The organism is Sorangium sp. So ce119 (assembly GCF_051524405.1).
Taxonomy (GTDB): Bacteria; Myxococcota_A; Polyangia; order Polyangiales; family Polyangiaceae; genus Sorangium; species Sorangium cellulosum_G.
The window spans coordinates 6,647,735-6,662,277 of the sequence record NZ_CP150310.1; the positions used below are offsets into that span (position 1 = coordinate 6,647,735).

General features: G+C 66.1%; 7 protein-coding genes. 4 read left to right on the forward strand and 3 right to left on the reverse strand.

Annotated features, from left to right (window positions below; genetic code table 11):
- Nucleotides 1-281 precede the first annotated feature (281 nt).
- The 3 genes from WME76_RS25090 to WME76_RS25100 all read left to right on the forward strand — a co-directional run bounded on the left by WME76_RS25090 (nt 282) and on the right by WME76_RS25100 (nt 6,160).
- A complete protein-coding gene (locus tag WME76_RS25090; protein WP_437954810.1) occupies nt 282-1,541 on the forward strand; it encodes a toll/interleukin-1 receptor domain-containing protein in 1,260 nt (419 codons plus the stop codon).
- A gap of 57 nt (nt 1,542-1,598) precedes the next feature.
- Nucleotides 1,599-3,329 carry an ATP-binding protein gene (locus WME76_RS25095; protein ID WP_437954811.1) on the forward strand — a complete coding sequence of 577 codons (1,731 nt, stop codon included), beginning with the start codon at nt 1,599-1,601 and terminating at the stop codon, nt 3,327-3,329.
- Nucleotides 3,330-3,400: 71 nt separating this feature from the next.
- Nucleotides 3,401-6,160, forward strand: coding sequence for an ATP-binding protein (locus tag WME76_RS25100; protein WP_437954812.1), 2,760 nt, complete (start codon nt 3,401-3,403; stop codon nt 6,158-6,160).
- On the opposite strand, the gene WME76_RS25105 is transcribed toward WME76_RS25100, so the two are convergent.
- Nucleotides 6,048-9,458: a protein kinase domain-containing protein gene (locus WME76_RS25105; protein ID WP_437954813.1), complete on the reverse strand. Its 3,411-nt coding sequence runs from the start codon at nt 9,456-9,458 to the stop codon at nt 6,048-6,050. The two genes, WME76_RS25100 and WME76_RS25105, sit on opposite strands and share 113 nt — an antisense overlap.
- A gap of 302 nt (nt 9,459-9,760) precedes the next feature.
- Between WME76_RS25105 and WME76_RS25110 the strand changes: the two genes are divergently transcribed.
- The gene (locus WME76_RS25110; protein ID WP_437962158.1) at nt 9,761-10,189 is read left to right on the forward strand and encodes a cellulase family glycosylhydrolase; all 429 of its coding nucleotides are present in this window, start codon (nt 9,761-9,763) and stop codon (nt 10,187-10,189) included.
- Nucleotides 10,190-10,278: 89 nt separating this feature from the next.
- Here WME76_RS25110 and WME76_RS25115 read toward each other — a convergent pair whose 3' ends face one another.
- Together WME76_RS25115 and WME76_RS25120 are read right to left on the reverse strand one after the other, a co-directional pair.
- Entirely contained in the window at nt 10,279-11,370 is a 1,092-nt protein-coding gene (locus WME76_RS25115) for a hypothetical protein (protein ID WP_437954814.1), read from the reverse strand.
- Nucleotides 11,371-11,779: 409 nt separating this feature from the next.
- Nucleotides 11,780-14,422 carry a M60 family metallopeptidase gene (locus tag WME76_RS25120; RefSeq protein WP_437954815.1) on the reverse strand — a complete coding sequence of 881 codons (2,643 nt, stop codon included), beginning with the start codon at nt 14,420-14,422 and terminating at the stop codon, nt 11,780-11,782.
- Nucleotides 14,423-14,543 lie beyond the last annotated feature (121 nt).

Consider the following 14,543-nt stretch of genomic DNA (forward strand, 5'->3'; position numbering starts at 1 on the left):
CCGCGCGTAGGGAAAGGGACTTCCTCGGGCGCGGTGCAGCGGCTCCAGGCGAAAAGCTCGCCACGACATCTGGCGCGTGGCGCCGTTGTCCGCACCCTCAAGGCGGCCCTCTGCACCGCAACAGCGCGTCCTGGCCAACCCCCTGAGCCGTCCCTCGCATCTTGGTTCACGTGGGTCAGCCGCTCGTCCCGAATGTGGAGTGATCCCCATTCCTCACGAGGCGAGTCGATCCCGGGCTCGGCATCCAGCCGCCTCCTCGTGCCGGCAAGGCGGTCTCGCCCATGACGAACCCCCCTCGTTTCTTCGAAGATCGCCGGAAGCTGCGCCGACTACTGAGAGCACGACTCGTCCAAGCGGCTCCGATGCTGCCTCCGGCCGCGGTGGAGCGCGTCATCGACGGCATCTCCGACCGCTTGAGGGAAGATGTCGGCGGGGCCCCGGCAGGTGGGCCGAGCGAATTTAACCGATTCCCCCTTGCACGCTGGGTGGTTCGCGAGATCGATCTCAGAACCATCGATCGCGTGTGCGAGCTAATCACCTCCGTGCCCGGAATGCTCGAACAGCCCGCATCGCCCTCCGCCGCGGCGCCCCCGTTGGTGGCTGTGAGCGTGATCGCCTTCGCGATCCTGCGCCGCAGCGCTGCCTGCCTCACCGATATTCATGTTCGGTTGTTGAGTCTCCTCGCGCAGGTCGCGCCATCGTGTGTATCGCCCGCCGAGCTCACTCGAAAGCTCGATTCTCGGACGACCACGAGGGTGGATGAGACGTCGGTGTCCGCCGTGCTCGAGGAACTCTCACAGGTGCGTTTCCGTGATGGCACACTGCATCCTTTCGTCCGCCGGTGCGCCGATGGCGCTGGATGGACCATCGTCGATGTCACTCCGTCGGCGCATGGCACGGGCATCGCCAACCCGCCCATCCCCCCCGATTGCGGCCCGAGCGCGCAATCGCCAGCTGCGGTACCAGCTGCCCCGCGGTCCCAGAGCATCGATACCTCCTCGCACGCCCCCGCGATCCCAGATCAACCGGCCGCCGATCTTCCGCAACCGGCGCGACCGGCCACCGATCTTCCGCAACCGGCGCGACCGGCCGCCCGGAGGCGCGTGGTCGTCAGCTATTCCCATGAGGACGCAGAGTGGCTGGAGAGGCTTCAACTGCACCTCCTGCCGCTCGCGCGTCGCGGGGTCCTGGATCTCTGGGACGACACGAGAATGCGTCCCGGGGACGTATGGCGCACCGAGGTCGCCCACGCCCTCGCGCGCGCTCACACGGCGGTTCTCCTGGTCAGCGCGCACTTCTTGGCATCGGACTTCATTATGAAGAATGAGCTGCCGCCCCTTCTGGACAGCGCCTCCCGGGGGGGCACGCTGATCCTGCCTGTCATCGTAGGACACTGCCTGTTCTCACAAGTGGCCGAGCTGTCGAAGTATCAGGCCCTCAACCCACCGAGCCGCCCGCTCATGGCGATGACCCGTGCCGATGCCGACGAGGTGCTCGTGAAGCTCGCGACCACGATCCTGGAGGACGCCCGCAAGCTCTAGGAGGGCCGATTCGCCTCCTCGTTTGCTTTTTAGCCACGTATCGAGGGAGGAAACGCCATGACGACAGCTCACAGCATCGACATCCGCGGCTTCATCGGCATGATGCGTCGCCTGTTTCGCGCCGAAATGGTCTGTTTGCGGGAACTCGTGCAGAACTCCATGGAAGCGATCTTTCAGGCCGAGCGCCGCGGCATGCCGGTAGGCAGGGTGTCGATCGACGCTGATGATTCCACCGGGACCGTGAGCGTGACCGACGATGGGATCGGCATGACGCGGGAAGAGATGGAGACCAAGCTGACCGTGCTGTTTCGCAGCGGCTGGCCGACCGACGCCGACAAGACGCTCGGCATCGGGCAGTTCGGTTTCGGGTTCTATTCCGTTTTTCTCGCAGCGGACCGGATCGAAGTCGTGTCCCGATCACGCCTCGAGCCGGATCTGTGCCATCGGATGACGATCTCCACCTCCGACGGAAGCATCCAGATCGAACCCGTCGCGGCCGGGGCGGTGAGCTGCGGGACGGCGGTCAAGCTGTCGCTGCGCCCGGAGCTGAGGCACTGGGTGGCATATGACCTCATCCGCGAGGAGCTGATCAAGACCTTCCTCTACGTCCCTTATCGGATCGATATCCATCGTCAACCGTTGGGCCTTCCAACGCGCCGCGCGTGGACCCGGCTGGCGGGCGCGCGCCACGCGGGGGCAGACGCGCTCGACTGGTTTCGAGAGCGACATGGCTGGGACGAGAGGCCGCTCGGCGTCCACGCCCTGACTGGGGAGGTCCGGGGCTGGCTCGTGGTGTGTCCCGACGGTGTCATGGCGCCGCCGGTCGAGATCTATCGACGCGGAATCGCGGTCACTCGAGCCGAGATCATTCCCGCGCCATTGAATGCCTTTCTCTGCGGGCTGGTCGATTGCGATGAAGTTCACTTGAAACCGGATCGGGAGACGCTGGTCGACGACGACGCGCTGCGACGGCTCAGCGAGCAGATGGAGGAGGCGAGCCACTCCATGCTGGCGGATCTGCATCGGCAGAGCCCGGCCGCCTTCTCGGCCATCCTGAGTGCCCATCGCAAGCCGCTGATCATTGCCATGCTCAAGCACCGAGGCTTGCGGGAAGCGATCGGCTCCGCCTATCGAATGTCGCGTTACCATGCGCAGGCCGGCGCCGTGGAGTCGCTGGCCATCAGCGAGGCCGCGGCGGCCGGCCAACGCATTATTTGGGTCGGCGACCCCGATCGCGAGAGGGTCTTTGCTGATCGCGCCTTTCATCTGAATCAACAGCCCGTCGTCTTGAAGGACGCCCCCGAACGAGATCTGGTGCAGATGATCTCGAAGCATCTCGGGATCGCCTGCGAGTCGGCTCCGCGAGCCTACGTGACAGACATGCGCGGCAGGGTGACCACCGCTCCCAGGGTCGAACGGCTCTTCCGCCAGGTCGTTCCCGAAGATTGTGAGATCATCTGCAGCGACGACGAAGACGAACGGTTCCCTCTCAAGGTCCTCTCTCTCGGCGGCCCGGGCCTTGATGGGCCGGAGGCCGACAGCATCGATGTGATTGTGCTACGCATGCTGCTCAATCGTCTGCTCGAGCGGAAGGGCCACATGGTAACCGTAATCAATACTCGGCACCCCTTGAACGCCCGTATCGAGTCGCAGTCCGGCGCGTTGCGCGACACCGAGACACGCCTGGCGCGCCTCCTGTTCTTCTTGGCCCGCGTTGCGTGTGGAGTGAGCGTCCCGATTGGCGAATCGACCAGGATCTATGAGCTCCTCGCCGAACAAATGGGTTGACGGCCGGCGCCTCGCCTCCCAGCGCGCCTTCGACGATGACAACGTGAACTGACACTCTTTTGGAGCCAGACATGACCGAACAATCCGGCCAGATCACCATCAAGGACGTCTCCCATGTGATGAAGCTGCTCGTGGGCAGCCTGTATGGACACGACCCTCACCTCGCGATTAGAGAGCTGATCCAAAATGCTCACGATGCCCTCGTCGATCTCGGTAACTCCGTCTCTGATCGCGACAAATCCGTTACGCTCCGCCTGTGGGCGATGGACGCCCGTCCCTTCCTTGAGATCCAGGACACCGGAATAGGTCTGTCTGGGACCGAGATGAAGGAGAACTTCGGCAAGATCGGCGACTCGGAGAAGCTCCAACGGGCGCTCGAAAAGCCGGAGATCATCGGCCGGTTCGGCATCGGTTTTCTGTCGGCCTTCATCGTAGCCGATCACGTCGAGGTGCTGACCAAGAAGCACGACGCGCTTGCGGCCGGGGAGGACGGCGGCTACTGGCTCTGGGCCACGCGTGATCAACAGAATTGGACGCTCGCGCAGCTTACGCCGCAAAAGGCCGCGGAGTGGGCACGAACGGGCGACTTCCGTCATGGGACGCGCGTTCGACTCTACTTCCGCGACCGGTACGATGGAACGAACGCCGAGCGGATTAACGATCTTCGAACGATCGACGGCATTGAGAAGATCGTCCGCGCGAACTGCTACCTCTTGCCGTTCGCGATCCGTGTAGCGGTCCGCGACGAGCCCGGTCGCGTGGCGAACCTCGTCCGCGCACCATGGCAGTCGGACGATCTCGCCGCGGAGGCGTTCAAGGCATTGTTCGGCAAGAACGCCCCCTTCTTTACCCACCGCTTCGAGCGGCAGGATCCGAACGGTCGATACAGGGTAGCGGGAGTGCTGTACTTCCGCGAGCAGCTCAACCGGACGCCGTCGGTGCAGCTCTACGTCAAGCGGATGCTCGTCAACCCCGAGGACCGGCAGCTCATCCCCCCGTACGGGGTGTTTGCCTCCGGTATCGTCGATTGTCCGCAGCTCGAGGTCGATCTCTCGCGCCGCCAGGTGGCTCCTTTCGACCCGGCATACAAGTGGCTTAGATCGTCGATGCTGGAGGAGTTCGAGCGGGCCTTTCTGGAGATGACGAACCGCCGCATCGAGGAGTTCGTCAGTGTGTGGCCCGCGATCGACAACAGCTTCATCGTCCACCTGATGGACGCGTACCAGAACGAGAACGACGACACGCTGAAGGCTGCGGCCAAGCGTTTCTTGAAGTCTGGAGGCGTCAAGCTGCCGTTCTACCTGGTGGACCTGATTAGCGGTTCGCAGGGACGGCCGACGTGGACAACCATCGAAGAGTTCGCCGAGAAACGCCGCCGCGAACTCACCCCGGAGCAAGTCAGGAACCGGTCTGCCTCCACCGACGAGCCGGTCGACGAGCACGGGCGCATGCGGGTGTACTTCACCCGGAGCCAGCAGCCGGTCGAGAAGGATCTGCTGATCGAGAGGTACAAGGAGCTGTTCGACGTCGGCCGCACAGAAAAGTCGCACGAACTCGTGTTCGCGGCGCTCCAGTCGATGGGGGCCGACGTGCCGAACGTCGCGCTCGTAGAGGTCCAGGCCAGTCGGTTCGGTGACGTGGACGGCCACGAGGCCGAGCGCTGGACCCAAGTCCGACAGCATTTGCAGCGCGGCCTCATCTTCTCGGGCCGCTCACACGAGGTCGTTGTCGAGGCGTTCGAGCCGAAGACCATCCCGATCATCATTACGGACACGAAGGTCGATAACGAGCAGGTGCGGACGCTTCGGGATCAGCTATCGGGCCTGAACAACGTGGCCGGAGTCGGCCAGCAGCTAATCGGCTTTTTGGAACAGCTTGAGTCGAAGGGTGGAAACCTTGTCATCCACGTCAACGCGCGAAACGACCTCATGAATCGGCTGCGAGAGGCTTTGGCCGAAGGCCAGTCCGAGCTCAGGAATGCCGCGACCGATGGTCTCTCGCTCATCTCCTGGCGAGCCGTGATCGACTACTTCGGCTGGACCAGCACGCGCGACATGATCGGTCGAGACCGCGAGAACGCGCACGCGATTATCCGCAACTTGCTGACCGCCAGCGGCGAGACGGCCCGCATCCGGGTGGACCTGGAACTGACGCGCTCCGAGAAGGACGCGGCGGAGCGGGCGCGCGAAGCCGCCGAGCGCGCGCTCGCCGAGATCGTCAAGTCCGAATCCGCCCCGCAGAAGCTCGATGCGATATGTGGGTTCGTCGACTTTGTGAACTCCACGCAATCCTTCATGTCGAACCCGAAGGTCTCACCGGAGGAGAGGTGGGACGTCTTCCGGCTGCTGACGGAGGAGCTCCAGAGGCAGATCGGGGCGTTCGGTGGGACGACGATCTCCTTTACGGGGGACGGCGTCCTATTTGCCGTCCTTCAAGGCAGGAAGGTCGCCGTCGACGTCCGCGCGCGGCTCGCCAACCTCGCGGGCGCGCTCGAAGTGGCCGGGACCTCCCACGAGGTTCTTCGGGCGCTCTTCAATCGGATGCAGGAGAAACCGCCCCGGCTACGCGTCGGCCTCAGCTATGGCGAGATTTACTTCGGGCAGGTGGGCCCGACCCGCAACGCGATCGGCTTGCCGATCGTGGAGGCCGCTCGCATCGCCGGCGACAAGGCTCTCTTCGAATCGAGTCCACACCAGGTCCTCAGCGCGACGTCGGCAATCAACTCCGGCGCGAGGTGGGGACTCTGGGACGCAACAGATTTCGAGAAGGCCGGAGTGGTAACTGGAAAGGGGCTGAATCGTGAGCTGGAAGTGTGGCGACCGCGCTTTTGAACTCCATAGGAGTACGCGACGCACCATCTTCCGGCCCACCGTTACCCTCACTATCCGAGTGCTCGCCGGCCTCGGTCCTTGAGGCTGACGTTCTGCGCACCTGCAATCGAGACGTCGATCCGGCGCATGGCTGATCGTGAACGCCACATGGATCGCACTGCATACCCAGAACTGCCCGACGGTCGGATGGATCCGACGGCGCTTCGCGCCGCGGCTCATCCGACCGTTGGGCCAGCAGAGTGCGGGGACGCAGGCACGATCCCGAAACAGGCGGCAACGCATCGAAGGGCCCGGCAACGGGGCGGCGAGCGAAGGAGAATGCCTCGGTGCTGCGCGGCCGGGCCAGGCGCCGACCCCGATCTGTGATGCCGCCGTCCCTTAACCGCGGCGACGCCACGGCGGAGGGCGCCCGTTGGCCCACACCGGAGCCGCCCTCGGCGGTGAAACAAGCGGAAACTACGAAATCGCTTCTGCTTCCGGCGACCGCTCGTCGTCGACCGGTCTTTCTCACGGAATTTCTGACACACGGAAGTAGCCGAGGTGGCCGACGTCCGCTTCGACATCCGCGACGGCCCCGAGCGTGCCTAGGTCGACTGCGGCGGCCCCGACTTCGCGCGCGGCGACCTTGACGCCGGCTAGGCGTGGAGTGGCGCCCCGACCGACCCTCGCGCCGCGGCGAGGGACCGTGCCGATCGGCTCCCGCGCCATGCGCTCGATGGCGGCCGCGCCGAGTTCCTCCTTGTCGAGCTGCTGGATGGTGAACGACCACAGCCCCGAGCGCGTGCCCCAGGCGCAGCGATCCGAAGCCGCGCCCTTGGCGACCCGCGACCGCCAGCACCGGCACGGGCGCGCGCCCATGGCCCCGTACCGTCCCGCCTGCCTCCCCGCGCTTGCCGCGCAGCCGCCGGGCACAGCAGCCAACGTTTCGGAACCACTCAGGATTATTTCTGCGTCTGCGAATTGTTTCCCTCTTGCAGCACACCTCTCCGAACACGCTCGCCGCCCGGAGCAGCCGACGCGCCTCCTCGTCGAGCCCGAGGAGCCGCGACTCGACCATCGCCACCACGGTCTCTGGCATGTCGGAGCCGTTGCCCTCGGCCGTCCAGCGGATCAGCTCTTCCAGGTAAAACGCATTGCCCTCCGACAGGCGCACGATCCGCTCGACCATCGCGGCATCCGCGCGCGCGCCCAGCACGTGGCGCGCGAGCCGCTCGCCCGCACGTCGGCTCAGCTCGTTGAGCCGTACCTCGTGCGACCGGCGCTCGGTCCAGAGCTTCGGGAAGACTTCATGCACCTCGGGTCGCGCCAGGGCCAGGATGAACAGCGGACGCTCTTCCAGCGCGCGCAACGCCGCATCGAGGAGCTGAACCGTGATCTTGTCTCCCCAGTGCAGGTCCTCGAGGAGCACGAGCACCGGCGCCCTTTCACATGCCGCGCGCACGAAATCCAGGAAGGCCGTGTGCACCTGATCTGCCATGAGCCGCGCGTCGAGCCGCGCGGCCTCCAGCGGCAGGTTGTCCTCGTCCGGGAAGGGCGCGCCGATGATCTCGCCCAGGAACGCCGCGACGCGCCGCTGCTCGCCCGGCGCAACCCACACGGCCACCTGCATGGAGAGCTTGTCTCGCCGGACCCCCAGCGGCTCGCCCTCGCGGATCCCGCAAGCGCTCCGCACCAACTGTCCCAGCATTCCCAGCGGCGACCCGGCCCGCAGCCCGTCGGCGCGCGCGATCCAGATCGACACCGCCTCGCCGCGCGCCCTGAGCTCCTGCAAGAACTCCTGCGCCAGCCGCGATTTGCCCACACCCGGCGGCGCCACGACCATCGTCGCCTGCGCCGTGCCCTCTTCCGCGCTCTCGGTGAAGAGCGCTCGCAACATGCCCAGCTCGCGATCGCGCCCCACGCACGGCGTCGCCTTGCCCAGGAGCAGCCGCGCGCCATCGGCCAGCGCCCGCTCTCCATGTAGCGCGAAGAACCCTTCTTCCTCGCGCACCTCGAACCGCGCGTCCAGCAGCCCGGCGGCCACGTCGTCGATCATCACCGCGCCTTCCGGCGCAGCGCGCCGCGCCGTTGTATCCGACAGGCGCGCTACCCTGTCGATGACCGGCCCCATCGACCTCGCCGTCCGCTCGCCGCGCCCCATCGCCAGCGCCACGCGCCGACCTTCGGCATGCGCGCGCAGCGAGAGCGCACAATGCGCCGCCTGCGCGCAGAGATCCTTGGCCAGGCCCGCGCCCGCCAGCATCACCGCCACCGACCCGTCGAGCAGCATCTCGACCCTGCCGCCATGCTCGGCTGCTTCGCGAAGGATCGCCGAGCCGACGGGGGTCACAACCAGGGTCGAGCTCCCATCGAACGCCTTGACCTCGGCATCGCCCGGCGCGCTCACCAGGATCACCGCGACCGCGCGCTGCTCGCTTGCCGTCAGCGACGGCGCGCGGCTCGATGCTCCGGGCCCGTTCGAGGGCAGGTCCTTGAGCGCCCGCAGCGCCTCCGCGGCTGCTCGACCATCCAGCGGCCGCTCTTCTCTCTCTTTGGAAAGCATCTTTCGTAACAGCCTGTCGAGCGCCTCCGGCACCTCCGGCCGCACGCTCCTTGCGCTCGGCGTCTCCTCGAACAGCACCTTCGTCAGCGCCGCCACCATGTGCTGGCCGCCGAACGCTGCCTCGCCCGTCAGGCACTCGAACAGCACACATCCCAGCGAGAACACGTCCGTGCGTGCATCGACGTTCGCCTCACCGCGCGCCTGCTCGGGGGCCATGTACCCGGGCGTCCCGATCAGCGCTCCCGTGCGCGTCATCCGCGTCGCGTGCCTGACCCGCGCGATGCCGAAATCGAGCACCTTCACCGCGTCCAGCCGTCCGCCCGGCAAGAACATGTTGCTCGGCTTCAGATCGCGGTGGATCACCCCCTGCTCGTGCGCAAACGCAAGCACCTCCGCCACGCGCAGGGCCAGGGCCACGCTCTCGCCCACGGCGAGCGGACCGCGCGAAAGCCGCGCCGCGAGGTCCTCGCCCTCCAGCCACTCCATGACGAGATACGGCTTCCCCTCCGCGCTCGCACCGTGCGCCACGTACCGGACGACATGCGCATGCGCGAGGCCCGCGAGGATCTGCGCCTCTCGCTCGAACCGGGCCACGTCCTTTGGGTCGCTCCCGGGCAACACCTTCACCGCCGCCGCCTCGCCCGTCTCCTGGTCGAGCGCCTTCCACACCTCACCCATCCCCCCGGCTCCCGCACGGCGCTCCAGGAGGTAACGTCCCGCGAAAACTGTCTCCGGCCGCACGGGGTGAGTATTCACGCATCGGGCTGCGCGTGTAAAGTCCGGTCAGAGCGCTGGGCGTCACGTCTGCTGCGGGCGAATCGATCGTCTCCCTCAACGGACCATTCGCGAGCGAGCGCGATTCTCGGGCGGTCCTCGGGGACGTGCTCGAAAAGGGTCTTCTTGTCGGCGGGGTCGGCGATCTTCGTGGCGGTCGCGAAGAGGCGGGCGCGGGCAAGGTCAAGGGCGCGCGCGTCTCGTCGTGGCGCCCTGTGGCCCGCGGGCTCTCGACGTGGACCAGCCGGAGGAAGGAGCCGCGGAAGACGTGGTCGTGCAATCCCATGGACGCGTGGCGCGAGAGGGCCTCCTCCGCGGCGGCGAGCGCCTCGCCCGGCCTGCCCTGCGCGAGCTTCCGGGCGGGGCCGGGGCCTCCCCGGTCCGGACGCGTGGCGCACGGCCTCGGGCGTCTGCGATCCGGCTTCTTTTACCTACGCGCCGGGACCCCGACCTGGTCCCAGGACGTGGATCTGGCCGCGAATGACCCGATCACGAGGCACACCAACGTCGCTTACACGCTGCACTTCTACGCGGGAACGCACGAGCAGCGGCTCCGCGAAAGGCGACGAGCGCCCTGCCGGCAACGCGCCGCTGGTCGCCAACCGCAGCTCAGCCCAGCGCTGGGAGGAGTTCGAGGTCGTCAGCAACAGCGGCGGGGCCCCGGTTCCAGCCTCACTATCGACCTCCTACGGCAAAAATCCCGGGAAATGTAGCGGTCGATAGCGGGATTCATACCAACGTCGCTCGCGCCGAGCTCGGCCACCGCCGGGGCATGCGCGAGCGCATGCCCCGGCGTATCGCTTCACGGATTGTAGTCAGGATTGTAGTCGCAGAAGCAAACTGAGTATTCATTCTCCAGGGGGGTCCACGAGCCCCCCGTCCAGCTCGACTCGGTCCAGGGGACGTTCTTCCAGATGTCGCACACCTGCGGGCACACCTGCGTCGCGTGATTCGGGTCCCAGATCGGCGCAACTTTCTTCTCGACGGCGCCGTCGGCGGGTATCTTGATCTGAGCCGAGGTATACCCAGAAACATCCCAGGCCTGGCTCAGGTGATCTCCCTTGAACTCGCACGTCGTGCCGAAGTGAACGAAGGCGCTGCAGTCAGGGTCGCTCAGGCAGGAGAGCGCGCACCCCTCGAGGTCGAGCCCGAGCTGGGTCTTCCAGATCTCTCCGTCGAGGACCTTCCCCTGGCCGACGTCGAACAGATCAGATGGAGTCTCTTCGAAATAGGCACTGTGCTCAGCGCTGAACAGGTAGGGGTAGTCGAGATGGTTCAGCCGGTTGTGCGGGTAGTAGTCGCCACTGCAGATGATGTTTTTCGTAGGCCATTGCGACGCGCAGTCGGTATCCGGACCCGGATCCGGCATGCCGAACGTATGCCCGAGCTCGTGGCCGATGCTTCCGATTCTGCCCATGTCTCCCTGCTCGGCTCCATCGATGATCCACTTGGGCATGACGGATGCGCCGAAGCCGGTGGCCGCCCCGTTGCCGTTCACGCTCGAGATGTCGGCCTCGAGGAAGATGATGTATTTGTGGTTGGCGTCCCACGTGCAGGCGTCAGGGTACACGTCCCTGGCCGCGTTGCAGGCGTTTCCGAGCCAGTACCACTCTGCCAGGGCGCCGTGATAGTCGTTGGGGTTGGTCAGGAACCAGTTCACGTCATGATGGCTTCGAACCGTCACGACGTCTTCCGTGGTCATCGTGGCGCCGTAGTTCTGCCATGTCTGACGGTTGTGCTCGACGGCGTTCGCGACGAGAGCGGCGCGGTCACTTCGCTGCGCGTCGCTCGGCACGACGTAGAGGACACGAACACTCTTTGTGCTCGCTTGGGCACTCGCCGTGGCGGCGAGAAGCGTGGCTCCGAACATGGCGAAGGCGAATGTATTTCTCATGGTGTCTCCTTTACGAGGCGTGTGATCTCGCACGATGTGAGGGCTCGCGTGGGCAATCACGGCTGGCCGAGAGGCGAGAGCTTCCATCGTCATTGCTTGGCGCTGCCTGGCGCTGTCCAACGGTGTTCAACGCTGTTCAAATCCATTTCAGCGACGTTTCTGTCTAGCGGATCGTATTCAGCGACCGCCGTGCGCAGGTATTTGTTGCCAGGGTAGTTCTCGGCGGCTGGCACACCGACGTCGTCTGACGGATTGAAACGCGCATTGCGATCTCCTTGTGGGGGGACTGCGGGCGAGGAGGGGAGGCCGATGTCGGCCGATCCAGCGAGAAGCCCCTCCTTTGCCCTCAGGTAGGCCGAGCACGCTGACGGCTTGCGGGCAGCACGTCTCACGCGATCGGGGACTTGATTCAGGGCATCGGGTTTTCCTCCCAGGCGGGCAGTGTGCCGATCTCCGCGAGCACCCCCGCCGAGACAGGGAACCCCCACGCCCTGAAGAAGGGGCCGAGATCTTTGTTGACCGCCAGCGAGAAGCGCAGCACCCAGCGGTCGATCTTGCCCTGAGCGTCCGTCGGATCCGTGTTGGGCGCGTCCGCGTAATACTGCTTGAAGACCTGCGTGAAGGGCTCCCAGCCAAAGCCCTCTTGAAGCTGGAGGTACGTCTCGAGCGCCGTCCACAATTTCCAGTCATTCGCGAAATTGGCCCCTCCCGCCAGGTAGTCCTGGATCCGCTTGGCGCGCATCGCGGGAGCGAGATCGGCAACGCGCTCGGGCATCGCGTTGCCACGAGGGATGCCGAGCACCTTCTCGTAGGCGTAGACGCTCCACAGGTTGACGCTCGCCTCGACCGAACCCGGGAGCACCCAGGGGTCCCACTGGTGGTTGTGGCCGAGCTCGTGCAGAGGGCCCCAGAGGCCCGCCATGAGCCGCGATAACGACACCAGGTCGTTCTGCACGTCCAGGCCAGCCATGATCGGGTATCCCGAGTGCATGGATCCATTGCTGATCTGGCGATCGACGAGGATGCGCTCCGCGCGCGGGCGGGCCCGGGGGATCCCCGCGAGATCGGCGTCGGCGTCGAGGACCCCACCCCAGAGACCGAGCAACGCACCGGGATTGGTGAGCGCGGCGATCGCCGCCGAAGGGACCGTGATCGAGAACTTGTCGCTCGTGATCTCCGCCCATGGGCCAGGCAGGCTCCGCTCCACGCTCTGCCACGCGGTAAGGGTCGTCTTGCCTAGCTGGAAGAGCGGTGCGCCCACCCCACCCTCGATCGTTACCGTGACCGGCCCGAGCTTGCTTCCGACGGGGACCTGCACGTACACGAGCCCTCCGAACGCGCTCGCGGTGTCGATCTCGGGCGCGTCGAGCGGAAAAGAGCGCGAGATCGCGGGGAAGCGAGACCAGGTGTCGCTATCCCACAGATCCCACAGCGTGTCGGTGTGCGCGCCCAGGAGCACCGCGAGCCCTTTTCCAGCGGCGGCGGCGTCGATCTTCACGTGGATCTTCTTGCCGGCGGGGGCATAGATTCCCGTGCTCCGCCACACCGGCTTTGTCGGGTGCGCGCCCCCGAATCGGCTATCGCGACCCGCGTAGTTGCCGTCGATGGTGATCGTCTTCGAGATCGCCATCGCACCCGCGGGCACAGCGCCAGGGAAATCCGCGGCGGCGGGGTGCGCCTTCACCTCGTCGGGCGGGGACTCGTTGGCGTACTTGTGATCGATGTGGACGACGGCGCGCTCGATGGGGTGATCCTTTACGAAGAGGGGGTTTGCCGCGGTGGGGACGACCGGGCCCGTCTTCTCTTTCAGGACGTTCGCCGCAGTAAAATAGTCGGTGGACGAGAGCGGGAAAAAATCGATCGCGGAAGCGACGGTGTCGGCGGCGATGTCCTGATCGGCGAAGGGGAGCTGAGCCCGGCCGGAGACGTGCTCGACGAGGCGCGACAGCGCTTTACGGGCGTGGAACACATCCGAGAGCGCCACCGGCGAAATCGGCCGATCGCTGCGGTCGGGGAGGCTGTCGGAGGTGGCCGTGGTGACGCCGATCCCCGCCGTGCGCAGGTATTTGTTGCCAGGGTAGTTCTCGGCGGCTTGCGTGTGCGAATTGCCCCACCACCAGGCGAGGCCGGCGCTCACGAGGCCTCCGCCGGACTGCATGAAGGCGCTGATCTTCTGAACGTCAGCGTCGGGATAGTCTGTGTGCGAGTTCATGCAGTAGACGTCGATTCCCGAGAGGTTGGAGGGCGTCGTCGTCGTCACCGTGAAGCCGTGCCGTGTGAGGAACTCCGTGAGCACGGGGAGCCCGGGCTGGACGCCGACGGTGGGTTTCTTGGCAGGGGACATCCACGCAAGCGTGTTGAGGAGCAGCGTCGCCGAGCCTAGATCGGTGTAGAGCAGGTCCGCCAGAAACGCGTCGTGGCCGTAGTGCACCACCTTGCCCGCGCCCACGCGCGCGGCGGCGATGTAGGCGTTGTGAGCAGCGTCGACCGCGACGGGGAAAGCGGTGTCTCCATAGACCACCAGCGCGGACGGGAGCGCACCCCCCACGTCGATTGACCAGATCCCTTGCGTGAGCGCGGCGTGGTCCTTCGCGGGGAGGAACTCGCACGCAGGTGGCGCGGCCGTTGCGCTCCGACACGCGAACAGGGCGGGATCGCCGCAACCCCCGTTGTCGGTGAGGCACTCGTTGATATCGCCGAACAGGTTCGCGGTCACGCTCGCGCTCGCGGCGTCCGAGCTATCTGATCCTGTCGCATCGTGGGCGGGCGAGCACGCGAGCGGCGCCGACGCGAGGAGGGCGGCGGTGGCGAGGAAGGAGGCGAAGCGAGGGCGAGCAGGTCGTGAAGGCGTGCCCATCGGTACCCAGCGAGGAGAACGCGGCGCGCGGGTGATTGCGTCGTTCTTGATACTCTTCGATTGCATGATGCTTCTCATTGTTTTTCTCGGCGATTTCGCCGATTCGTCTACAGCGCTCCCCCCCGCGGTGTGGCCAGATCCCTCCCCTCGGGAGGAGGACCGGGGCCCACATCGCTCTGCCCACGTGAAGGTCACTGCGACGTGGACGGAGTCTCAAAAATAGTTTGGCGAGGGCATGGCTACCCCGACGGCCGCAAACGTCCTTCGCGCGCGCGGGGCTAGCTTCTGTCTCCCGAGACAAGGCGGCACCCACGTG

Bases quoted from the DNA above. Each gene is read 5' to 3' on its own strand.
- WME76_RS25090 (WP_437954810.1), top strand. From the start codon at position 282: ATGACGAACCCCCCTCGTTTCTTCGAAGATCGCCGGAAGCTGCGCCGA.
- WME76_RS25100 (WP_437954812.1), top strand. From the start codon at position 3,401: ATGACCGAACAATCCGGCCAGATCACCATCAAGGACGTCTCCCATGTG.
- WME76_RS25095 (WP_437954811.1), top strand. From the start codon at position 1,599: ATGACGACAGCTCACAGCATCGACATCCGCGGCTTCATCGGCATGATG.
- WME76_RS25115 (WP_437954814.1), bottom strand. From the start codon at position 11,370: ATGAGAAATACATTCGCCTTCGCCATGTTCGGAGCCACGCTTCTCGCC.
- WME76_RS25110 (WP_437962158.1), top strand. From the start codon at position 9,761: ATGGACGCGTGGCGCGAGAGGGCCTCCTCCGCGGCGGCGAGCGCCTCG.